Genomic DNA, 22,535 nt, shown 5'->3' with positions numbered 1-22,535 from the left:
CGGAATGGCTATGAGCCGTTCCGATTTTTTTAGTATAGAGGATTTTGGTGAGGACAATTTGGGAATGCATGTATATCTTGAATCTGTCTATAATCATAATGTTTCATTGCAAACTGAGCTTGATAAAGGTATTCATACACATATAATTGACCATCATGCGCTGAACATAATACACCAGAAGTTCCTTGCCCATTTATGAAGGAAATGCCGATAGGGCGTCCGATTAAGTACGGTATTTTTTGCTGCCAATGCATAGGGGAATCACTCCTTTTTGAGATAATATACGAAAGAAATGATCAAATGGTTGCTTATCCATGTAAATGTAGATGGAAAGGTATTATATAATTCCTGAAGATTAATTCATATATAAATAAAAAACCGCTATAATTCCGAATGAATTTATAGCGGTTTTTATTATATTCTTAAGCGAGATTTTTACGCTTTTTTGTCCATTTTTTTATAACGAAGTATAAAAGTATAAGTACGACGCCACCAATTGCGAATGATTTCACATACGGACCAGCAATATCATTTATATTCTCCCAATTTTCACCTAGTTTTTCACCTAAATAAATGAAAATAATAGACCAAGGGATAATCGCAAGTGCTGTTAATGTAGTGAAACGTAGTAATGGCATTTTTGTAATACCAGCAGGAATTGAAATCGCATGACGCACTACTGGAATGAAGCGTGCTGTAAAAATGACGCCAGTTCCGTAACGATTAAACCAATCTTCTGCAGCATCTATTTGTTTTTTATGTATGAAAATATATTTTCCGTAACGTTCTAATATAGGGCGTCCGCCGTATCGTCCAAGCCAATAAATAAAGATTTGAGCAATAACACCGCCAATTGTACCGAATACAACAGCGCCTATAAATGAGATACTTCCATTGAATACTAAGTATCCTGCATAAGCAAGGACAATTTCACTTGGGATAATTTCAATCATAAGTCCAAGCATAATGCCCCAATAACCTAATCCTTCAAAAAACGTTAATACTGAATAAATAAAACTACTTAACATTGTTGCACCTTCTAGTTTATGAATTTTTGAGTATAAGAACCTTTTATTTAATGACGTAAAAGGTTCACTATATGTAGATTATACCTTATTTACATAGGGGATTGCTATTTCAATTCTTTTATGTCTCTCATAATTATTATAGTAAAAGATATAAGCCACGTTTTCATGAAGGGTTAATGAAAAGATTATTAAAAATTTCTCATATATCAATGATAATAGACTGAAAATTAAGTATAATGGTATAGGTCTTTCATTTACAAAAATAGGAGGAGAACGTATGTATATTACAGATCCGATTTATGGACCAATCTCTATTCGTGATAGAGATATCCTTCGATTGATAGATACAAAAGCATTTCAAAGGTTGGCGAATATTAAACAACAAGGACATACTTATTTTTTACATGAGAACGCAATGCATACGAGGGAAGAACATTCGATAGGTGTATATGTGCTAGTAAATAAAGTGATAGAACATCTTACTGAGATTGGTGACATACATTTATCGAAATATGAACGAAAGCTAGTATCTACTGTAGCCCTTCTACACGATGTTGGACATGGGCCATATTCACATTGTTTTCAGCAAATATCGGGTGAAGATCATGGTGAGTGGACGGTACGAATCATTCAAGAGGACGAAGAAATACGTACGATTTTAAATCAAACACATAGATTATTAGATGATGTAACGAAAGCTTTAACAGAAGATGGAGTTTTTCCAATTATAGATGAGCTCTTATTTAATTCATTAGGAATGGATCAATTAGATTTTTGGAATAGAGATTTATATTACTCATCGCTTGAATTAGAAGGTTTACAGATAGAAGAATTGATTGCTAACATGCGTTTAATTGACGATAAACTTGTTATTGAAGAATCAGGAATCCCCTTCATCGAACAATTAATGAAAATGAAAGAAGAGCTTTACAATAATGGATTTGACCACCCGTTTGTGATAGGAAAAGACATATTGCTGCAAACAATTTTAAAAATGATAGAGGAGAAAAATCTTTCGTTCTATACTCCTGAACTTCAAAACTTCTTTCATAAAGGAGAGAAGTTAGAAGTAGAAGACTTTCTTCCGTTACAAGATGAAATGATTTTAAATGAAATAAAGTACTTTGCAAAATCAGAGGACGTACAATTAGCGACGTTAATTCACCTTTATTTTTCAGAAGCCAAAAGTTTATCTTTTGAAAAAGGACTAGAGGGTGATTTTAAAAAGGAAAATAGCACCTTAGCAGTAATAACTGAGAAAAAGGCGTACAGTTCATATGTAGGTGGTATTTACGTCTATAGTGAGGGGCAGTTAGAGGACATTTTAGAGAAATCAAATTTCATTCAAGAGATAGTAAAATTGCCTAAAAAAGAATATGCCTATTCAATTTGATTTGGTTCGAAAATAAAAAATGAATGAGATGGAAACGTAAATTTAGAGGAGGGAATAAAATACATGAAACATAAAATTGCTGTACTGGCAGATGTACATGGAAATGCAACTGCTTTAAAAGCAGTTATCGAAGATTCTATGAAAGAAGGTGTGACTGATTATTGGTTTTTAGGAGATTTAATTATGCCTGGTCCTGGATCGAATGATTTATTTGAAATATTAGAAAGTATTAACGTTGATACTTATGTACAAGGAAACTGGGAAGATAGTTTTCTTGACGTTCTTAATAAAAATATTGATATTGATAACGCAACTGATATTTATGTTTCTAGATTAGTTCAGTATCAATGTGAAAACTTGGATGAAAACTATATTAAGCATGTTAAAAATTTACCATTACATATAACAAAACAGGTTAATGATTTATCAATCAGTATTAGTCATAATCTACAAAATAAAAATTACGGGGGAGATTTGTGGCCCACTAATAATCAGGGACAGTTTGATCGGTTATTTGATCGTGATTATGATATTGCGATTTACGCTCATACCCACCATCAATTATTGCGCTATAGTAGCAATGATCAATTAATTATTAACCCAGGAACAGTTGGACAACCTTTTTACAAGTGGAATAAGCTAAACTCTGACTTACGTGCTCAGTATGCAATTCTTGAAATTGATGAGGCAGGGATTACTGATGTGAGGTTTAAAAAGGTTTTTTACGATGTAGAAAAGGAATATAAAAATGCCATAAATAAAAATCTTCCTTATATTGATTTATATCGTGAGCTGTTAGAGACAGGAAAAACTCATACGCATGATATTGAATTATTACAAGAAATTAATGACAAATATAATTATAAAGATGAAGTAATTAAGTTTATTGAGAAAATCTGATGGGAATTTAATAAAAAGAAATGAACATTGTTGAATGTTAGGTTAGTCATGATTTTTACATAATCAAGAGCTATTGTAGAATGAAACTTAGATGTAAAATGATTTTTGTATTTTATATTGATTGAAAACAAGCATCCCCCTGTACTACGTATATGACGGGGGGATGCTTGTTTTTTAAGGCTTCACATCTAAGTTCTGTAAAAATAAAGTTGCTGTTACGTAACGTTTTGCTAACATTTGTACATATGCGGTATGTACAGAAAGGGTCGCAATAATAATAGCGTTACGAATTGCTTCGCGTTGTTCGTTATTAATTTGATCGAACTTGCTTGCGATTTTATCAGCTTTTTCTTTTACGATGTTTTCAATTGTATGAACGGTATCTGTTGCATTTAATTGTAAGCAATTCCCTTGATTGAGTTCTTCAAATAGAGAAGAGTATGCTACATATAAATGAACAGGATTGATTAAATCATCACTTCGATCGGCCGGGTCATTTACAATAAGGCGTAATAGCTTACGAATGGATTCAAAATCAAGTGCTGTTTTTAAATCTTCGACAATAAATAGTAAGGCTGCTTGTTCAATTGAATATTTTTTCCCCTTTTGAGGAGAGCCAATCATTTCTTTTATATCTCGTTTCACCCAGTTTTGCATAGCAGTTACAGAGAAACTTGTGTTTTCAATCTGATTGCCAAGCGCAACTATTTCATTTAAAGAAAAACCGACATCAGTATCGTCAATTTTAATCAGCTTTTCAAAAATAGGTGAAAGTGCGGTAGTAATAAAAGCTGTAACGCTTTGTCCGCTTTCAATATCTTTTTTATGTGACTTTGCCCAAGCTTCTTGTAAAATACCGAGAGGCTTTTTCGTATTCCATCCTCTTAGTGATAGAAGAAGGGTAGCCATTTCGTTTCGTGTGAGATGAAATGTTTCCATCTTTTCACCTCCAAAATAATAAAAAGTTCTTATGAACTTATAATATGTTTTGTTTCATTTAAAGTCAATTCTGTTTTGCTTAATTTTTCCTTTGTCACCAAACTGTCGGAAGTAAATAATACTTGCATATTTCGACAAAAGTTCATATAATAAGTTCATAAGAACCTTTAAAATGTTCTTAAAAACAAATCTATCATTCTGAATTTACTAGAAAGATAGATTTCACATATATCTATATAAAAGGAGAATGGATATAATATGTTGAAAAAACTTGTAGCAGTAATGACAGCATTCATGGTTATCTTTGGGGCTAGCAGCTTTATGTTCGTAGATCATGCGGCAGCGAAAAGTTACAAATCTGGTAAAAAATCATTTACACCAAGTTCAGGTCAAAAGTCAAAAGTTGATTTAAACAAAAAAGACTCAAATGTAAATTCTCAAAAAACGACTCCAGATTCAAAAACGAAAGCAACAAATACAGCACCAAAAAGTAATAAAGGAAGCTTTATGAAAGGTTTATTACTAGGTGGTCTTGGTGGTTTACTAATGGGTAGCTTATTTGCAAATATGGGAGCTCTTGGTTCTGTATTAGCGTTTATGGTAAATATGTTAGTAATGGCTGGTATCGTAATGTTAGCAGTTCGTGCATTTAAATACTTCAAAGACCAACGTAAGAAGAAGGCAGATGAAGTAGCATGGAAACAATAAAAATTTCTGAACAAGAGCTTATAAATGCGCTTTGTATATATATCGCTGAAAAAAGACAAGTGGGTCCAGAAGAAGTATTAGTTGAACTTATGTATGATGATGACTACGGTTTCTCTGCGGAAGTAGAGGTAAATGGTCGCCAGCAAATTTTAATTCAAGCAAACTTAATCGAAGCTTTACGCTTATTGCTTGACAGAGAATATAATGTCAATCCATTCGTAGCGAGATTGCAACTTGAATTAGATGATGAAGAAGGAATTTACGCATTAGCGAAATTTAATAACTCAGATGAGTAGAGAAAAGAGCTGTTGAGAATAATCTCAGGAGCTCTTTTTAGTATGTGCATATGTAGAAGAATAATCACGCCAAATTTCATTCATTTTTCGTCTACCGATATCTACCATCGGATTAAACTGAATTGCAGCTTTCTGACGAACAAAGTGAACGTTTTGCATGGCGTGAGATAATTGTTGGTCGACTATATCACGTTTTTTACTTGCATATTTTGCGATAGATAGACCTGCAACTGTTCCTTGCGCCATCGCAATTTTTCCGCTTTCAATGCCTGTAATATTGCCAGCTACAAATAAACCAGGAAGAGGAGTTTCCATTGTTTCGGAATGGAGAGGAACGTGTCCGCCTAATTCTGAAATGTAATGGAAGGGACAACCGGCTACAGCTGCAAGTTCGGCAAGTGGGTATAATCCCCCGGCAATACATACAAAATCTGCTTCATATATTTTCTCTGTTCCATTAATAACATTTCCTTTAGAGTCAATATTAGCAATACGTACACCTTCAACTTGATCTGTTCCGATAATTTCAAGAGCTGCTTTCCGAAGGTGAAGTGGCGTTCCGTTTATTTTCATTCCGTTGTTTGGATAGAATGTTAATCCAGCTTTTCGAATCCAATCAAATTTCATAAAGTGGCTACCTATTCGCAAGAAAGCAGAAGGAGCGAGGTGAGCTGCATTTAAAAGAGAGTTTAAAACTTCTTCAGGTTCACCAGCTTTTTGACTTAACTCGCTTTTCTCAGGGAGTACAATATGATCCACTGTAATTCCCGCTAATTGCAATTCACTTAAAATGGCGAAAGACAAAATGTTAGCACCAATAATAATTCCTTTTTTTCCAACTTGCACGCGATGAACATTTGTCATAACTTGAGCTGCTCCAATTGACATCACTCCTGGAAGTGTCCAGCCAGGAAGGGGAATAGAATATTCCGCAGCTCCAGTAGCAAGTAGTACGAAAGGTGCTTCTAATGTACCGATATTAGTATGTACAAACCAATTGTTTTCATCTCTATCTAAATTATAGACCGAAACACCGCACCTGATATGTACTGAAAGTGATTCTGCTTCTTCATGAAGTCGCTTCGATTCTTCTATTCCGTTCCACCATTCTCCAGTAGGCTCTTGATGCAACTGTCCTAACAATCTCCCGCCCGGCTTCATAAATTCATCAATAACGAGCACTTTTAGTCCGAAACGAGCACAAGAGATAGAAGCAGATAATCCCGCTGGCCCTGCACCTATAATAATTACATCACTCATCGCTTTTTCACCATCTCTCTCACGATATTCGGATGCTGTTTCCCGCTTTCAACAACCATGTTTTCTTCTACAACAGTTAAGCATGCGCGTACATTTGTTTGATTATTTACTGTCACGCGGCATTCGGAACAGTGCCCGATATTACAATAAATACCTCGCGGTGTTCCGCTATCTTCATGAACTCTTAATGTCCGTATTCCATTTGCTAACAGGGCAGCAGCTATCGTTTCATGTTCATATGCTTCGTATTGATGACCGTTAAATTGAAAGGTAATACGCTCACTACTTTGTAAAGTACCTAAAATAGGGTGATGTGTAATTCTACTCATTTACTTTCACCTACTGATCCAAAAGTAACTGCACGTATTGGTGGTTGATATTTTAACGGTAGTTCATTAAGAGTTACGTCAGGATTCGCATTTTCAATCATTCGATCTATCATTATTCTGCATGTGCGCCCACCGCAAAATCCCATGCCAGCACGTGTTCTTAGTTTTAATTCTCTTGCCGAGCAGTTATATTCAGCAATTGTCGATTGAAGTTGTCCATATGTAACCTCTTCACAACGACAAACGATTAAGTTGTTTTTATTTGTCATGTGTATTCCTCCTCTAGTTCGATTTTCACAAATTATATATGCAAAAATCATGCCAATATAGAGAGGAGATGGCTACCTGTAAACGCCTGATTGGTGCATAATGATTCTTTATTGAAGTCCAAGTTTCTTTAAACGGTTATATAAAGTAGCCCTTGTTACGCCAAGTTGTTTTGCGCATTCTAATTTATTCCCATTTAAAATTCGTAAAGCCCTTTCAATAACTTTTTTCTCATGCTCATCCATCTCTTCTTGTAAAGAAAGGATTGTATTATTGTTGCTGAGTAATAGGGAATGAGATGTATGGTTGTCTAAAGTTTCAGTCGTATGAAATGGTAGATATTCTTGTTTTATAATTCCGTCTGTTGCGAATACCACAAGCCGTTCAACAACGTTTCGAAGTTCGCGAATATTACCTGGCCAATTGTAATGAAGCAGTTCATGCATAATGCTTGAAGGTAGGTCACGAATTGGTCGGTTATAGTTGATTGAAAAATCATTTAAGAAAGAATAAGTTAATTCAATAATATCCTCGCGTCTTTCGCGCAGCGGTGGAATATGCAAGCTAACTACATTTAAGCGGTAATATAAATCTTCTCGGAAAGTTCCTTTTCTCATTTCTTCTTGTAAATCACGATTTGTAGCAGCGATAATGCGGAAATCAATATTAATTTCTTTTTCACCACCAACTCGGTAATACTTTCGCTCTTGCAGTACACGTAACAGTTTTACTTGCATATCAAGTGGCATTTCACCTATTTCATCAAGAAATAAAGTACCGCCTTGCGCGAGTTCAATTTTCCCTTTTTTTCCTTTACTATTTGCTCCAGAAAACGCCCCACGCTCGTAACCGAATAATTCACTTTCAAATAACGCTTCTGGAATTGCCCCGCAGTTAATCGAAATGAAAGGCGCCTTCGCTGCCTCACTTGCTTCATGAATTGCTTTCGCAAATACTTCTTTTCCAACTCCGCTTTCCCCAAGTATTAAAACAGTTGATTTTACCGAACAAACTTTTCTAGCTAATTGTATCGTTCTTTGTATAACAGGACTTTTCCCATTCATCGCAAGGAATGGATCGGATTCATCTTTATACTTTGCCACTTCTTGTTCTAAACGGTGCATTTCATGTGACATATTGAATAGTTTTTCATTTAAAGCGACTTGATTTGTAACATCTGTTTCTGAAACGACTGCTCCTATAATTTCATCATTACAATAAACTGGATTTGAATTAATTAATACGAATAAATCGGGACGAGGCTGATGGAACTGAGCGACTATGCTTTTTCCATCATGTAAAGATTGTAAAATTTCCAAGTCTTTATAATCAAAAAAACGAGTAATCGGTTGCCCAATAATCTCATTATGGTTGACTGAAAATATTTTTTCAGCGCCATCTGTCCAAGTTCGAACGTATTCTTTACTATCAATGACTGTAATAGAAGAGTCAGTTGTTTGTATTACAGTGTCATAAAATGACTGTAGTTCATTGTAGGACTTATAAAGAAATGGAATCATTTGCTGAGAAGTTATACAGCATAGCGGCTCATCGTTTTCGTTAAGGATGATAACAGCTAATTCATAAGAAAAAGCGTCAATTAATGCAGTGAATGAGTCATCTACATAAATAATTGCGCAATTATATTCTTCTGTAGTAGAAGGGAGATAATAAAACCTTTCGTTTATTTTCTTAATGCGATCAAGGCTACATGTATGATTGATTAAAGCGCTTTCCAAAAATTCTTGTATAGTCGGAAATGAAAATGCCATAATGTCCTCCTGTTATGTATAAAAATTTTGACAGTGATAAAAAAATAATACACCTATTTACTATAAATTTAAAATATTTTTACAAATAAAAATATTGTTTATAAAAATTGTATATGTACAGAATTGGCACGTCAATTGCATAAAAGAAAGTGAGAGGTTTAGGGAAAGGAGGAGTATAGTGTGAGGCACTGCGACGTTTTAATTATAGGTGGTGGAATAATAGGGTGTTCTATCGCTTATTACACTTCAAAATACGGAAGAGACGTAACAATCATTGAAAAAGGAGAATTTGTCAGCGGGACGTCTTCACGGTGTGATGGGAATATTTTGGCCATTGATAAAGACCCAGGGTTTGATAGTCAAATGTCTTTAGTAAGTCAAAAATTAGTAACTGATTTAAGTGAAGAATTAGAGCATTCATTTGAATATAGGGCACCAGGAAGTATTCTTGTATGTGAGTCAGACGAAGAGATGGAAGCTGCGCAGCAATGGGTAAATCGGCAAAAAGAAGCTGGATTACCGTTTCGAATGCTTGATAGGCAAGATATAAGAGAAGAGTCGCCTTTTTTTGCTGATGATTTATTAGGCGGTTTAGAATGTGCGACGGATTCAACTGTGAATCCATATCTCCTTGCATTCTCGCTTCTGTCAGAGGCACAAAAGTTTGGCGCAAAAGCTTTTAAACAGACCGAAGTAAAGAGTATAAACATAGATACGAATGGTTCATTTGTTGTAGAAACTACGAATGGAACTTTTACAGCACAACAAGTTGTAAATGCAGCGGGTGTGTGGGCTCCTAAGATTGGTCAGATGTTAAATATAAATATACCAATTGAACCGAGAAAAGGGCATATTATTGTAGCTTCAAGGCAACAACACGTAGGATGCCGTAAAGTAATGGAATTCGGTTATTTAATTTCTAAATTTGGCGGAAAACGAAAAGTAGATGCTTTAACTGAAAAATACGGGGTTGCGCTCGTATTTGAGCCTACTGAAAGTCAAAATTTCTTAATTGGAAGTAGCCGTGAATTTGTAGGGTTTCATACGAGAATAAACAATGAAGCCATTAAATGTATTGCAAATAGAGCGATTCGCTTTTATCCGAAAATGGCAGATATGATGGTAATTCGTTCTTACGCTGGTTTACGTCCGTGGACAGAAGATCATTTACCGATTATTTCACGAGTGGAACATATTCCAAATTATTTCATTGCCGCTGGGCATGAAGGGGATGGAATTAGTCTTGCAGCAGTTACTGGGAAAGTAATTGAAGAGTTATTAAATGAAAAAGAGACAATTATTCCTATTGAACCACTTCGTTTGAGTCGTTTTACAGAAAGGGTGTTAAACGGATGAAGTCACAAAGAGTCTTTACGACAATTGATACACATACGGGTGGGAATCCAACGAGGACATTAATTAGTGGACTTCCAAAGTTGATTGGAGAGACGATGGCAGAGAAGATGTTACATATGAAAAAGGAGTATGATTGGATTCGAAAATTGTTAATGAATGAACCGCGTGGTCATGATGTAATGTCAGGGGCATTATTAACAGACCCGTGTCATCCTGAGGCTGATATAGGTGTTATATACATAGAGACAGGTGGATATTTACCGATGTGTGGTCACGATACAATCGGTGTATGTACAGCGTTAGTTGAATCAGGTTTAATTCCGGTAGTTGAACCGATTACTTCTTTAAAACTAGATACACCGGCTGGCTTAGTTGAAGTAGATATTGCTGTTCAAGATGGAAAAGCAAAAGAAGTATCTTTCTGTAACATACCAGCTTTTTTATTAAAAAATATTACTGTACAAGTGAAAGACATTGGAACTATAGAAGCTGATATTGCGTATGGAGGGAATTTTTATGCCATTATTGATGCGAAATCAGTAGATCTAGAATTAGTACCAGAAAATGCATCTACAATCATCGATAAGGCGATTCATATAAGAAACACAATTAATGAGAAGTTTGAAATCACTCATCCAGAGTATTCGTTTATAAGAGGATTAACACATGTTGAATTTTATACAGATCCTACTCATGAATGTGCGCATGTGAAAAATACAGTTGTTGTACCACCAGGCGGAATAGATCGATCTCCATGCGGTACAGGAACATCTGCGAAGCTAGCTGTATTATACGCTCAGAAAGAAATCGAAATTGGTGAAGAGTTCATTCATGAGAGTATCGTTGGTTCTTTATTTAAAGGATATGTCATGAATACGACACATGTTGAAAATATTGAAGCTGTCATAACGAAAATTACGGGATCAGCTTGGCTTATGGGTATGCATAGATTTTTTTACAATGAAATGGATCCACTTAAAGAAGGATTTTTGCTAATTCCGCCGATGGAACATGAAACGGAGGATATAAAATGAACATTCAAAAAATGTATACAGCAGTAGACGTACATGTAAATGGCGAGGCATTTCGTGTAATGAAAGACGTACCATGCAAATACTACTACAGTTTGGAGCAATTAAATGAACAATTTTCAGGTGAATTAGCAGAAGAGATGAAGCTTTTATTAAATGAACCACGTGGTTTTATCGGTTTGAATGGGTGTATTGTCGTTCCATCTATCCATAATGAAGTGGATGCAGCTGTATTATTTTTTAATCATGAAGGTTCGATTCCGCTTCATTATGGAGGCATTGTTGCAGTAATAACGATGTTACTCGAAAGTGGGTATTTAAAAAAGAGAGAGTCCAATCAATACAAAATTGAAACGTTATCTGGAATATTTTTAGTTCATGCGTATGTAGAGAATGATGAAGTTATATCGGTTTCGTTTGAAAGCAAACTATGCTATTTGATTGAGGAAAATTTACAGGTTGGTAATGTAAGTTATTCTCTCATACAAGCAGATAAAGTATATGCAGTTGTAGAAAAAGGTGCGTATTCGCCAGAAATTCGTGTTGAAAACATTTCAGAATTGAAAAGATGGGGAGAAGCTACACTGCAGGCTATACAAAAACAGTCGCTAATAAAAAGGCTTATTTTAGTAGATCCTTCGCAAAAAGAAAAGAACCATATAAAGTCGATTACATTTCATGAAGATAACTTTATCGTACGTTCGCCAGGTTTTGTTTCTACTATCGTTTCCTATGTTCATGCGTTATTTAAAAATGATTATATGGCGGATAAACCTTTTAAAAATGAAAGTATATTTAATAGTTTTATAACTGTGGAAAAAGTGAAGAAGGAGGAACTAGGATACATTTTCCGTTTTGAAAGTAGAGGATTTATTACAGGAATGCAGACGTTTCTATTAGACCCTACGGATCCATTTCCGGCAGGTTTCTTATTAAAATAAAATGTGATAAGGAGAGATAAATATGCAAAAAATTAAAGGGGCATGTCCAGTATTAATAACACCGATGGATGAATTTCAGGAAATTAATTGGGATGGGGTAAAACAAAATGTAAATTACTTTATCGAACAAAAGGTTGCAGGTGTCATCATTAATGGAAGTACAGGAGAGTTTGTAAGTTTATCAAAAGAAGAACGATTTAAAATGGTAGAAACCGTGTTGAAAGAAATTGATGGCCGTATTCCAGTCATTGTTGGAACTGCAGCAGAGACGACGAAAGAAACAATTGAATATACGAAACATGCAGAAGCGCACGGAGCGGATTGTGCATTAATTATAAACTCTTACTATTGTAAACCGAAGGAAGAGGAGATTTATTTTCATTTTAAAGAAATCTCAAATTCTGTAAATATACCAATTATGCTATACAATAACCCATTTACTTCTGGTGTTGATATGAGTACAAAGCTAATGCTCCGTATTGGAAAAGAGTGTGAAAATGTTACACATATTAAAGAATCTAGCGGAGATATTCGAAAAGCGAGAGATTTAGTAAGACAAAGTGAAGGGGCTTTCCAAGTCTTCTGTGGTTCTGAAGATTTAGTTATGGAATCATATTTAGTTGGTGCTTCGGGATGGGTTTCAGTAGCAGGAAATATCGTTCCCGGTCTCGTTACAAAAATGTATGAGCATTTTCAAAATGGTGAATTAGAAAAGGCGTGGGAAATAAACGATGCTATTTTACCACTTTGCGAGTTTCTTGAAGGATCAGGGAAATATGTTCAAATCGTTAAACGTTCCATGGAATTACATGGGCAAGCGGGAGGACCTTCTCGCTATCCAAGACTAGGATTAACTGTTGACGAGGATCAAAAGCTTCAAACGATTTTATCAAATATTGCAGCTCATGTAGCTGTTTAAATAAGGAGGAGAACATAATGTTAAAGACAAATATTGAGCTGAAACCAAAAGTGGAAGCGTTTTTAAATGAAGAAATTAAAATGTTTATTAATGGCGAATTTGTTGCTGCTATTGGGGGAAAGACGTTTGAAACGTATAATCCAGCTACAGAAGATGTTCTAGCTGTCGTATGTGAAGCGCAAGAAGAGGATATTGATGCTGCAGTAAAAGCGGCAAGATCTGCATTTGAATCCGGTCCGTGGGCAGAAATGACTACTGCTGAAAGAGCGCATCTTATTTATAAATTAGCAGATTTAATTGAAGAACATAGAGAAGAATTAGCGCAACTAGAAGCTTTAGATAATGGAAAGCCATATCAAGTAGCACTTGATGATGATATTTCAGCAACTGTAGAAAATTATCGTTATTACGCAGGATGGGCTACAAAAATTATTGGGCAAACAATCCCAATTTCAAAAGATTACTTAAATTACACGAGACATGAACCTGTAGGTGTTGTAGGTCAGATTATTCCGTGGAATTTTCCGCTCGTTATGTCTTCTTGGAAAATGGGAGCTGCACTGGCGACAGGTTGTACGATCGTATTAAAGCCAGCAGAGCAAACGCCTTTATCTTTACTATATACAGCAAAACTCTTTAAAGAGGCTGGATTTCCAAACGGCGTTGTAAACTTTGTACCAGGCTTTGGTCCTGATGCAGGAGCGGCAATTGTAAATCATCATGACATTGATAAAGTTGCTTTTACAGGATCTACTGTTACAGGAAAGTATATTATGCGTCAGTCTGCAGAAATGATTAAGCATGTAACGTTAGAGCTTGGCGGAAAATCACCAAATATCATTTTAGAAGATGCGGACTTGGAAGAAGCAATTAATGGTGCATTCCAAGGTATTATGTATAATCACGGTCAAAATTGTAGCGCAGGATCACGTGTATTTGTTCATCGTAAACATTATGAAACTGTAGTAGATGCACTTATGAAAATGGCGAACAACGTAAAACTTGGAGCAGGTATGGAGAAAGGAACGGAAATGGGTCCACTCGTATCTAAGAAACAACAAGAGCGTGTGTTACATTACATTGAGCAAGGGAAGAAAGAAGGTGCTACAGTTGCGGCTGGTGGCGAACGTGCGCTTGAAAAAGGTTATTTCGTTAAACCAACTGTATTCACAGATGTTACAGACGATATGACAATCGTTAAGGAAGAAATATTTGGACCAGTTGTTGTTGTACTTCCATTTGATTCGACAGAAGAAGTAATTGAACGAGCGAACAACTCATCCTATGGCCTTGCTGCGGGTGTATGGACGCAAAATATCAAAACGGGTCATCAAGTGGCAAATAAATTAAAAGCAGGAACAGTGTGGATTAATGATTATAACTTAGAAAATGCAGCTGCACCATTTGGTGGATACAAACAATCTGGTATTGGCCGCGAATTAGGTTCATATGCGCTTGATAATTATACAGAAGTGAAAAGTGTTTGGGTAAATATAAAGTAATAGGGTGTTTTACTGACAAAAATTGAGGGATGAAATAATGAAAGATGCGGACAACTAGAAAGTTTGATAATAGTTGTCCGTTTTTTTATATACAAAATTGCTTTTCCGAAGAATGATAAGGGGGATTTGGATGGAGAATTTAGTAGAATGGTTAGTAGGGCAAGTGTGGAGTATCGGTTTAGTTGTTTTTGCATTAGGGGCAGGCGTATATTTCACGATTGCAACACGTTTTTTGCAAATTCGTTATTTTAAAGAGATGATTAAACTATTATTTGAAGGAAAGAGTTCCGAGACGGGAATATCATCTTTTCAGGCATTTTGTTTAGCCTTATCAGGAAGAGTTGGAATTGGTAATATTGCAGGGGTAGCGACAGCGATTGCTTTCGGCGGGCCTGGAGCTGTATTTTGGATGTGGGTAATGGCTTTGTTAGGGGCAGCGAGCGCGTTTGTAGAATCAACATTATCTCAAGTATACAAAAGTAAAGTAGGGAATGAATATCGCGGCGGTACTCCATATTTCATTGAGAAAGGTTTAAAAATGAAATGGTTTGCAGTCATTGTAGCGGTAGTTGTAACACTTTCATATGGCGTGTTATTACCAGGTATTCAATCTAGTAGTATCGCAGTTGGATTCGAAAACTCTAATGGTATTAGCAAATATATAACTGGTATATTTTTAGTCGTGTTACTAGCAGCAATTATTTTTGGTGGTGTAAAGAGAATTGCTGGCGTTTCTCAAATGCTTGTGCCATTTATGGCAATTGGTTATGTAATTGTTACATGTATCATATTAATTGCGAATGTAACGGAGATTCCAAGTATGTTTGCTTTAATTTTCTCTAGTGCATTTGGTGTAAATGAAATGTTTGGTGGAATTGTTGGTGCAGCTATTGCATGGGGCGTAAAACGTGCTGTATTTTCAAACGTTGCTGGTGTCGGAGAAGCGACGTATAGTTCGGCGGCTGCTGAAGTATCGCATCCTGCAAAACAAGGATTAGTTCAAGCGTTTTCCGTATATATCGATACAATTGTCGTATGTACAGCGACAGCTCTTATGATTTTAATAACAGGTATGTATAATGTTATACCTGAAGGGAAAACCGCTATTGTACAAAATATAGGAAATGTGGAAGCTGGTCCAATTTATACACAACAAGCAGTTGAAACTGTGATAACAGGGTTTGGTCCAATATTTATTTCAATTGCGATTTTCTTTTTTGCATTTACAACGTTACTCGCTTATTACTATATCGCTGAAACGACACTTACTTATTTAGATCGTCAATTGAAGTATGGCTGGTTAAAACCAGTTTTAAAATTTGGATTTTTAATTATGGTTTACATCGGTAGTGTTGAATCAGCGTCGCTTTTATGGAATCTTGGAGATTTAGGAATTGGTAGTATGGCATGGTTAAACTTAATCGCAATCTTACTTTTAAGTAAAACCGCATTAAAAGTGTTAAAAGATTATGAAACGCAGAAAAAAGAAGGGAAAGATCCAGTATTTAATCCTAAAAATATAGGGATTGAAGGATTAACATTTTGGGAAGAAAGAAGTAAAGAGGTTGAAAGAAAAAGTTCTAGAGAAAAAGTTATTGTAGATGATAATTTAAAATTATAACTTAAATTAACTGAAAATTCTTAATTTAAAAGAAGGTATATTGCCTCCATTTCATCACATACTACAATAGGTATGGATAATATGACTGGAGGGAATAAGATGGAACATGAGCAACATAGTTCGATAAATGATATTCTACATCATTATAAAGAAGGTATAGGTAGTTTTACAAATCAAATTCCTGAAATCGCTGAGACATATAATGCGTTCACGCAAGCTTGTTTTCAAGAGGGTGCTTTAACAAAAAGAGAAAAGCAACTTATTGCATTAGGAATTAGTTTAGCAACGCAAGATGAGTATTGTACAATTTATCATACAAAAGGTTGTCTTGATCAAGGATGTTCAGATAAAGAGATTCTGGAAGCATGTGGTGTTTCAGCAGCATTTGCTGGCGGAGCTGCGATGAGTCAAGCGGTAACTTTAGTGCAAGAGTGTTTAACAGAACTGAAAAATCAAAAGCATTGAATAAAAAAACGTTTTAAACTTTATGTTTAAAACGTTTTTTTATTTGAAATTAAATTTGTATTCAATTCAATTCAATATTCTATATCTTCATAAATAGATTTTTCTACATCAGGAAGAACTGTGTATATACTCTTACCGATTAAAGCTTCTAATTCTTTCTTAATCGCATAAAACCCTTTCCAATGTAAAGATGTATGAGATGTTGTACCATGACGCAAACCAACAGAAATTAATCTTCTTTCCAGCGTAGTAAAGCCACCCGCATCAGCAAGAGCGTCACAAAGAGTAATTACTTTATTGTATAAGTCGTAGTTACAATGTTCATTTAATATTTCAACTAACCGGCTTCTCATATGGTCAGGAACGAGACTCCATTCCGCTGCGATATCTATATGTTCATTTTTGCATGGGAATGAGTGTGTCACACAAATAACAGCGTTTCCTGTATACCCTAAATCATTCATATACATATAACCATCATAGGAATGAATGACCGATTTGGTAAAACCTTTGTATCTTCCGATATCATGCAAAAGGGCAGCGTTATATGCTATGTCAGCATCTAGGTTATACCCATTTTTAATAAGTTCTATAATTATGTTTTCAGTTGCATGAGCAACATGTAGTGAATGTTCAAACCAAGGGCCCGGTTTTTTTTCATATGCCCATTCGAGTAATTCTTTTGCGTACGTTCTATCTAATATATATTTCATATCGTTATCCTTTCACAAAAAGTCATATCTTTCTATAAATTCATCTTATTATTTCATTATTCCTTCTTTAAAAATTGTTACAATGAAACAAAAGGGGGAAAAGTAATGCGAAATTTAGTAATTGAAGAAATAAAGCAACTAGAAAATGATATGGAAGAACTTTCGAAACTTTTGAAAATGGTTGTAAATGATGGGGCATCAATTGGTTTTTTGCCTCCACTGGAACAAAAAGACGCAACAAAGTATTGGCAAACAGTATTAGCGCCAGAAGTGATATTGTATGTGGCTAAAATAAACAACGAAGTAGCAGGGAGTATTCAATTACAATTAGTTACTAAGCCTAACGGAATTCATAGAGCCGAGATTTGCAAATTAATGACTCATCCAAACTTTAGACGTAACGGTATTGGGCGATCGCTTATGCAAAAAGCAGAGGAACGAGCAAAGCAAGAAAACAGGTCTCTTTTAGTATTAGATACTAGAGAAGGAGATCCTTCCAATAAACTGTACAAATCACTAGACTACCAAGAAGTTGGAACAATACCAGGGTATGCAATTTCTCCGAATGGTAAGTTAGATGCTACGATTATTTATTATAAAAACATTTAAGGTATAATCAAACGGGGAGAGTGCTTAATTATTAGTAAGTGAATAATAAACGACTATTTTTAACACCGTCTATATTTTTCTGGCGGTGTTAAAATAGTTAATTATAATCTAATTAACGCACTAAATGAATTTGAGAAAGTTTTTAGAGGGTTCTTTTAGTAATGATTCTCGTCTTATAATAAATGTAGAGAAGATGACTAGCCAACTATAGTTATTTTCGCTTTATTATCGGAAGGGGATGAAAGTATGAAAAAGAATAGTTTACAAAAGATGAAGAAAGTTATTTTAAGTGGTGGAGTATTACTTACGGGATTATTAACATTTGGATTTTCAGAAAAGGCTTCAGCTCATGGATATGTAGAATCACCAGCGAGCCGATCTTATTTATGTAAGCAAGGGGTAAATGTAAATTGTGGACCGATTCAATATGAACCACAAAGCGTAGAAGGGATAGGTGGATTTCCGCAACTAGGACCTTCTGATGGACAAATTGCAGGGGCTGGTCATTTTCCCGCTTTAGATGTTCAAACTGTAGATAGGTGGAAGAAAGTTACGTTAAATGGCGGGACGAATACATTCAAGTGGAAACTAACGGCTCCTCATAGTACAAAAGAGTGGAAATATTATATTACGAAAAAAGGTTGGAATCCAAATAAACCTTTAACGCGATCAGATTTAGATTTAGTGCCATTCTATGTGAAAAATGACGGTGGAGCTAGACCAGGGACAACAGTAACGCACGAAGCAAATGTACCAACTGACCGTAGTGGATACCATCTTATTTTAGCTGTTTGGGAAATTGCAGACACTGGAAATGCGTTTTATCAAGTTATAGATGTAAACCTTTTGAATAATGGCTTATCCTCAAATTTCGCTTTTAACAATGTAGTGCAAGCTCCTACACTATTTTAATTGAAACATACATTTCGATCATCTAATTCATTTTAGATGATTTTTTTTATGAAAATGATGAAAAATATAGAAGAAAGTGCAATTATTTATAAAAAAATATGCTTTAAATATTGTCATATTTGCTTCTTTAAGATATCCTTTTCATGAAGAGGTGGAAAACATGGAAAAAGTACTAGTTTTCGGGCATAAAAACCCAGATACAGATGCAATTTGTTCTGCAATTGCTTATGCAGAATTGAAAAAAGAATTAGGAATGAATGCTGAGCCTGTACGTTTAGGCGAAATCAGCGGTGAAACTCAATTTGCGTTAGACTATTTTAAAGTAGCAGGACCGCGTTTTGTTGAGACAGTAGCAAGCGAAGTGGACAACGTTATTTTAGTTGACCATAACGAGCGTCAACAAAGTGCTAACGATATCGAATCAGTTCGTGTGTTAGAAGTTATTGACCATCACCGTATTGCTAACTTTGAAACAAGCGATCCTATATACTATCGTTGTGAGCCAGTTGGCTGTACAGCTACAATCTTAAACAAAATGTACAAAGAAAATGGCGTAACAATTCGTAAAGAAGTTGCAGGTTTAATGTTATCTGCAATCATTTCAGATTCTTTACTATTCAAATCTCCAACTTGCACAGAACAAGACGTAGCAGCTGCTCGTGAATTAGCGCAAATCGCTGGTGTAGATGCAGATAACTACGGCTTAGAAATGTTAAAAGCTGGTGCTGACTTAAGCGGAAAAACAATGGAGCAATTAATCTCTCTTGACGCTAAAGAATTCCAAATGGGTAATGCGAAAGTTGAAATCGCACAAGTAAACGCTGTTGATACAAACGACGTTCTTGTACACCAAGCGGAACTTGAAAAAGTAATCTCTGCAGTAGTAGAAGAAAAAGGTTTAGACCTATTCTTATTCGTTGTAACTGATATCTTAACTAATGATTCTGTCGGTCTTGCGATTGGTAAAGCAGCAAACGTTGTTGAGAAAGCATACAACGTATCACTAGAAAACAACACAGCTACTTTAAAAGGTGTTGTATCTCGTAAAAAACAAATCGTACCAGTATTAACAGAAGCATTCCAAGCTTAATCGTATTGCGTACAGATGAACAGTAAGGACAAGTAGTCAGATTGGCTACTTGTCCTTTTTTATCTCTAAAAAACAGAAAATTAAAAACGGGAGGATTGTGTATGTTTAATGATTTGGAGAGTAAATTACAGTCACTTTTAGAACGAAATATTACGTCGGTTTCAGAATTAGAGAGCTGGCTCTCGGAGGAGCTACGTTTAAACGCTGAAATACAGAAGTTGCGTTTGACTTTTTAGAAGAAAGGATATAAAGTACTGCAAGGGTCATTCTAAATTTGATTAACGAATTAAAATAAGGATAGCGTTAGCTATCCTTATAATCGTTTATTCGTAAGATTTTTTCTTGTTTATATAAAATGTAATTATAGCAGTAATGAAGAAAATAGGTATCGCATACACTTGCCCAACAAATAACTTCCAGCCGACATAATTATAGCCTTCAGATGCTGGGATGATAACGGAAATAACGCAAACAATAAAATAGACTAATAGTGCAGGGATAATATTTTTCATTTTTATGGACCTCCTTCCTAATTTAATTTATAAATCATAATATTTCAATTTAATTATAAAAATTTGAAGAAAAAAATGCAAAAATTTTTATGGTATTATAATATTTGCAATGAGAGTGATCCATAGTACATATATGGTAAAATGTGTAATTTAAACTTTTCAGAATTATTATATAGTATTTTGAGAGAAAAATGTACAAAATAACGAATTTTATTTACCAAAGTAAAGGGAGTAGAAATATATATGAAAAGGATATGTATAATTCCATGTGGAAAAAAGAAAATTTGGGATAAACATTCAGACTACGGACCGATGGAAGCAAAAGATGTGTATATTAGTCCGTTCGGAAAAGCATGTCAGGCGTACGCAACTATGTTTTTCGAAAACTGGGTTATATTATCGGCGAAACATGGATTTTTAAGACCAAATGATATTGTATTAGAAAACTATGATCTTGCATTTGATTCAAAAAGCGATGAGGTAATAAATATAGAGCAATTACAAAAACAGATGGTAGATAAAAGTTTATTACAGTTTGACGAAATCGTCTTACTAGCAGGGAAGAAGCATAAAAAAGTAGTGACAAAGTTATATCCAGAAGAAATGATTACATATCCGCTAGAGGGGTGTAAAGGGATTGGATATATGTTGCAGAGGTTGAAAGAAGCGGTGAAGGAAGGGGAGGAAATATAGGTGTAGTTTCAGTGATTTTAAACTCTATTTATTTAGGGAGCTGAAAAGTAAAATAGAGTTTTTAGGCATCGCCGAAAGGGTGATGCTTTTTTTGTTCGTGTCGTCATTCATGTAAAAGTAATTTAGAGAATAAATCATTCGATTTATGAAGCGATAGCTTTTTTATATCGAAAACAAATTGCTTCACTTCTAGAAAATGTAGGACATATGGGTACAGTTAAAATTGTAAGTGGGAATAGCAATAAGACAAGTTTTGAATAGGATATTAAGAAAGGAGATGTTGATAAATAATGGCCAGATATAGTTTGCATGGAGGACACAATAGTATTGTTCAAGGTGCTAATTTTGGGAATCGGAAAGAACACGTTTTAGATAGGCAAGTTAAAGATGCTGTGGCGGCTAAGTTAAGATCCCTAGGACACACGGTTTATGACGATACGGACGAGGTAGGGGCAACTCAATCACAAAATTTAAATAATATCATTCGGAATAGCAATTCCCATGCTGTGGATTTAGTTATTTCTTTTCATCTTAATGCAAGTGATGGAAATGGACAGGGTGTTGAGGTTTTGTATTATGATCAGAAAGATTTGGCGGCTAAAATCTCAGCTCAACTAGCAAAAGATATTGGATGGCGTGATCGAGGTGCGAAACAGCGTACAGATTTAGCGGTATTAAATGGGACGAAAGCACCTGCTATTCTTATAGAATTAGGATTTATTGACAATGAATCTGATATGGCAAAATGGAATGTTGATAAAATCGCTAATTCTGTTGTATTTGCTCTTACAGGACAAACTGGAGGAGGTGCAGCGGATTTGCTCAAAGTAAAAACTGGTGGTGTAGCATTTAGTAATTTACAAGCTTTGGCTCAAGCTATGGTAGATGCGGGTATTGATGGACAAATTGTCGTTCAGAAAGATGGCATTGGTTATGCTATAACGAATGGCTATCCGTCTGGAAATATCGATAAATTTACAGCTTGGTTAGATGCACGAAAATGGTACTATGAGTACGTGAGATAAAATGAAAATTAGTTTGATTAAAAACTAAAAATTGTCTTATATTTAGTTAACAAGTATATTAAGTAACTAATAATTATGTAACTATAAAAATATGGACAATGTATATGTAAATTAGTAAACAAAACCACCTGTCAGAAAGGTGGTTTTGTTTATCTAGCTATTTGTGGGCAGTAAAATTCTTATCTCAAAATTCGGATGAAGCTAAGAAATTAAGTGGGAATTTCACTGCTCGTAGCCTCCTACTAATTATAGTT

25 protein-coding genes are annotated in these 22,535 nt (G+C 35.0%); 16 read left to right on the top strand and 9 right to left on the bottom strand.

Annotated elements, in window-relative coordinates:
• Positions 1-29: 29 nt before the first annotated feature.
• The gene (locus ACTFR3_RS01715) at positions 30-254 is read right to left on the bottom strand and encodes a hypothetical protein (protein ID WP_000558689.1); all 225 of its coding nucleotides are present in this window, start codon (positions 252-254) and stop codon (positions 30-32) included.
• A 168-nt stretch (positions 255-422) separates the two neighbouring features.
• Positions 423-1,028: a DedA family protein gene (locus ACTFR3_RS01710; RefSeq protein ID WP_440044107.1), complete on the bottom strand. Its 606-nt coding sequence runs from the start codon at positions 1,026-1,028 to the stop codon at positions 423-425.
• Between the two features lie 277 nt (positions 1,029-1,305).
• Between ACTFR3_RS01710 and ACTFR3_RS01705 the strand changes: the two genes are divergently transcribed.
• Positions 1,306-2,421, top strand: coding sequence for an HD domain-containing protein (locus ACTFR3_RS01705; RefSeq protein WP_440044106.1), 1,116 nt, complete (start codon positions 1,306-1,308; stop codon positions 2,419-2,421).
• A gap of 63 nt (positions 2,422-2,484) precedes the next feature.
• The gene (locus ACTFR3_RS01700) at positions 2,485-3,321 is read left to right on the top strand and encodes a metallophosphoesterase family protein (protein WP_000680868.1); all 837 of its coding nucleotides are present in this window, start codon (positions 2,485-2,487) and stop codon (positions 3,319-3,321) included.
• A 174-nt stretch (positions 3,322-3,495) separates the two neighbouring features.
• Here the strand turns inward: ACTFR3_RS01700 and ACTFR3_RS01695 are convergent, their stop codons facing one another.
• A complete protein-coding gene (locus tag ACTFR3_RS01695; RefSeq protein ID WP_000447231.1) occupies positions 3,496-4,260 on the bottom strand; it encodes a DUF1836 domain-containing protein in 765 nt (254 codons plus the stop codon).
• A gap of 258 nt (positions 4,261-4,518) precedes the next feature.
• Between ACTFR3_RS01695 and ACTFR3_RS01690 the strand changes: the two genes are divergently transcribed.
• Both ACTFR3_RS01690 and ACTFR3_RS01685 read left to right on the top strand, forming a co-directional pair.
• Complete coding sequence (locus ACTFR3_RS01690) at positions 4,519-4,968, top strand: hypothetical protein (protein WP_000914478.1); 450 nt, start codon at positions 4,519-4,521, stop codon at positions 4,966-4,968.
• Positions 4,956-5,264, top strand: a complete 309-nt coding sequence (locus ACTFR3_RS01685) for a YxcD family protein (protein WP_017673256.1) — start codon at positions 4,956-4,958, stop codon at positions 5,262-5,264. The genes ACTFR3_RS01690 and ACTFR3_RS01685 overlap by 13 nt, the downstream gene beginning before the upstream one ends.
• 24 nt (positions 5,265-5,288) lie before the next feature.
• Here the strand turns inward: ACTFR3_RS01685 and ACTFR3_RS01680 are convergent, their stop codons facing one another.
• From ACTFR3_RS01680 to ACTFR3_RS01665, 4 genes are all read right to left on the bottom strand, one after another.
• Entirely contained in the window at positions 5,289-6,524 is a 1,236-nt protein-coding gene (locus ACTFR3_RS01680) for an NAD(P)/FAD-dependent oxidoreductase (protein ID WP_440041272.1), read from the bottom strand.
• Positions 6,521-6,853 (bottom strand): (2Fe-2S)-binding protein, encoded by a 333-nt coding sequence (locus ACTFR3_RS01675; protein WP_000087065.1) that lies wholly within the window; start codon positions 6,851-6,853, stop codon positions 6,521-6,523. Before ACTFR3_RS01675 ends, ACTFR3_RS01680 begins: the two co-directional genes overlap by 4 nt.
• Positions 6,850-7,122, bottom strand: a complete 273-nt coding sequence (locus ACTFR3_RS01670) for a (2Fe-2S)-binding protein (RefSeq protein ID WP_000182619.1) — start codon at positions 7,120-7,122, stop codon at positions 6,850-6,852. The genes ACTFR3_RS01675 and ACTFR3_RS01670 overlap by 4 nt, the downstream gene beginning before the upstream one ends.
• 108 nt (positions 7,123-7,230) lie before the next feature.
• Positions 7,231-8,892 (bottom strand): sigma-54 interaction domain-containing protein, encoded by a 1,662-nt coding sequence (locus ACTFR3_RS01665; RefSeq protein ID WP_440044105.1) that lies wholly within the window; start codon positions 8,890-8,892, stop codon positions 7,231-7,233.
• 180 nt (positions 8,893-9,072) lie between these two features.
• Here ACTFR3_RS01665 and ACTFR3_RS01660 point away from each other — a divergent pair, with 180 nt between their 5' ends.
• The 7 genes from ACTFR3_RS01660 (at position 9,073) to ACTFR3_RS01630 (ending at position 16,727) form a co-directional block, all read left to right on the top strand.
• Entirely contained in the window at positions 9,073-10,248 is a 1,176-nt protein-coding gene (locus ACTFR3_RS01660) for an NAD(P)/FAD-dependent oxidoreductase (protein WP_440041273.1), read from the top strand.
• Entirely contained in the window at positions 10,245-11,282 is a 1,038-nt protein-coding gene (locus tag ACTFR3_RS01655; protein ID WP_000842048.1) for a proline racemase family protein, read from the top strand. Before ACTFR3_RS01660 ends, ACTFR3_RS01655 begins: the two co-directional genes overlap by 4 nt.
• On the top strand, positions 11,279-12,220 hold the full coding sequence (locus ACTFR3_RS01650) for a proline racemase family protein (protein WP_001025560.1): 942 nt from the start codon (positions 11,279-11,281) through the stop codon (positions 12,218-12,220). Before ACTFR3_RS01655 ends, ACTFR3_RS01650 begins: the two co-directional genes overlap by 4 nt.
• 22 nt (positions 12,221-12,242) lie before the next feature.
• On the top strand, positions 12,243-13,139 hold the full coding sequence (gene dapA, locus ACTFR3_RS01645; protein WP_440044104.1) for a 4-hydroxy-tetrahydrodipicolinate synthase: 897 nt from the start codon (positions 12,243-12,245) through the stop codon (positions 13,137-13,139).
• Between the two features lie 17 nt (positions 13,140-13,156).
• The gene (locus ACTFR3_RS01640) at positions 13,157-14,641 is read left to right on the top strand and encodes an aldehyde dehydrogenase family protein (RefSeq protein WP_440041275.1); all 1,485 of its coding nucleotides are present in this window, start codon (positions 13,157-13,159) and stop codon (positions 14,639-14,641) included.
• A 130-nt stretch (positions 14,642-14,771) separates the two neighbouring features.
• Positions 14,772-16,262 (top strand): alanine/glycine:cation symporter family protein, encoded by a 1,491-nt coding sequence (locus tag ACTFR3_RS01635; protein WP_135277835.1) that lies wholly within the window; start codon positions 14,772-14,774, stop codon positions 16,260-16,262.
• Between the two features lie 72 nt (positions 16,263-16,334).
• Positions 16,335-16,727, top strand: a complete 393-nt coding sequence (locus ACTFR3_RS01630; protein ID WP_001999958.1) for a carboxymuconolactone decarboxylase family protein — start codon at positions 16,335-16,337, stop codon at positions 16,725-16,727.
• Between the two features lie 71 nt (positions 16,728-16,798).
• On the opposite strand, the gene ACTFR3_RS01625 is transcribed toward ACTFR3_RS01630, so the two are convergent.
• On the bottom strand, positions 16,799-17,440 hold the full coding sequence (locus ACTFR3_RS01625; RefSeq protein ID WP_440044103.1) for an HD domain-containing protein: 642 nt from the start codon (positions 17,438-17,440) through the stop codon (positions 16,799-16,801).
• Between the two features lie 105 nt (positions 17,441-17,545).
• Between ACTFR3_RS01625 and ACTFR3_RS01620 the strand changes: the two genes are divergently transcribed.
• The 3 genes from ACTFR3_RS01620 (at position 17,546) to ppaC (ending at position 20,051) form a co-directional block, all read left to right on the top strand.
• Positions 17,546-18,049, top strand: coding sequence for a GNAT family N-acetyltransferase (locus tag ACTFR3_RS01620; RefSeq protein ID WP_078385980.1), 504 nt, complete (start codon positions 17,546-17,548; stop codon positions 18,047-18,049).
• Between the two features lie 246 nt (positions 18,050-18,295).
• Entirely contained in the window at positions 18,296-18,961 is a 666-nt protein-coding gene (locus ACTFR3_RS01615) for a lytic polysaccharide monooxygenase (protein WP_000742279.1), read from the top strand.
• 160 nt (positions 18,962-19,121) lie between these two features.
• Positions 19,122-20,051 (top strand): manganese-dependent inorganic pyrophosphatase, encoded by a 930-nt coding sequence (gene ppaC, locus ACTFR3_RS01610; protein WP_440041277.1) that lies wholly within the window; start codon positions 19,122-19,124, stop codon positions 20,049-20,051.
• Between the two features lie 323 nt (positions 20,052-20,374).
• On the opposite strand, the gene ACTFR3_RS01605 is transcribed toward ppaC, so the two are convergent.
• On the bottom strand, positions 20,375-20,563 hold the full coding sequence (locus ACTFR3_RS01605; RefSeq protein WP_000789485.1) for a DUF4017 family protein: 189 nt from the start codon (positions 20,561-20,563) through the stop codon (positions 20,375-20,377).
• A 243-nt stretch (positions 20,564-20,806) separates the two neighbouring features.
• Between ACTFR3_RS01605 and ACTFR3_RS01600 the strand changes: the two genes are divergently transcribed.
• Positions 20,807-21,256, top strand: coding sequence for a DUF6884 domain-containing protein (locus ACTFR3_RS01600; protein WP_000820903.1), 450 nt, complete (start codon positions 20,807-20,809; stop codon positions 21,254-21,256).
• A 290-nt stretch (positions 21,257-21,546) separates the two neighbouring features.
• Positions 21,547-22,281, top strand: coding sequence for an N-acetylmuramoyl-L-alanine amidase (locus ACTFR3_RS01595; protein ID WP_000135290.1), 735 nt, complete (start codon positions 21,547-21,549; stop codon positions 22,279-22,281).
• The last annotated feature ends 254 nt before the right edge of the window (positions 22,282-22,535 follow it).

Source organism: Bacillus cereus group sp. MYBK14-1 (assembly GCF_051916885.1).
GTDB lineage: Bacteria > Bacillota > Bacilli > Bacillales > Bacillaceae_G > Bacillus_A > Bacillus_A cereus.
Note: the sequence above shows the minus strand (reverse complement) of the source record. Positions and strands in the feature narration are given on the sequence as shown.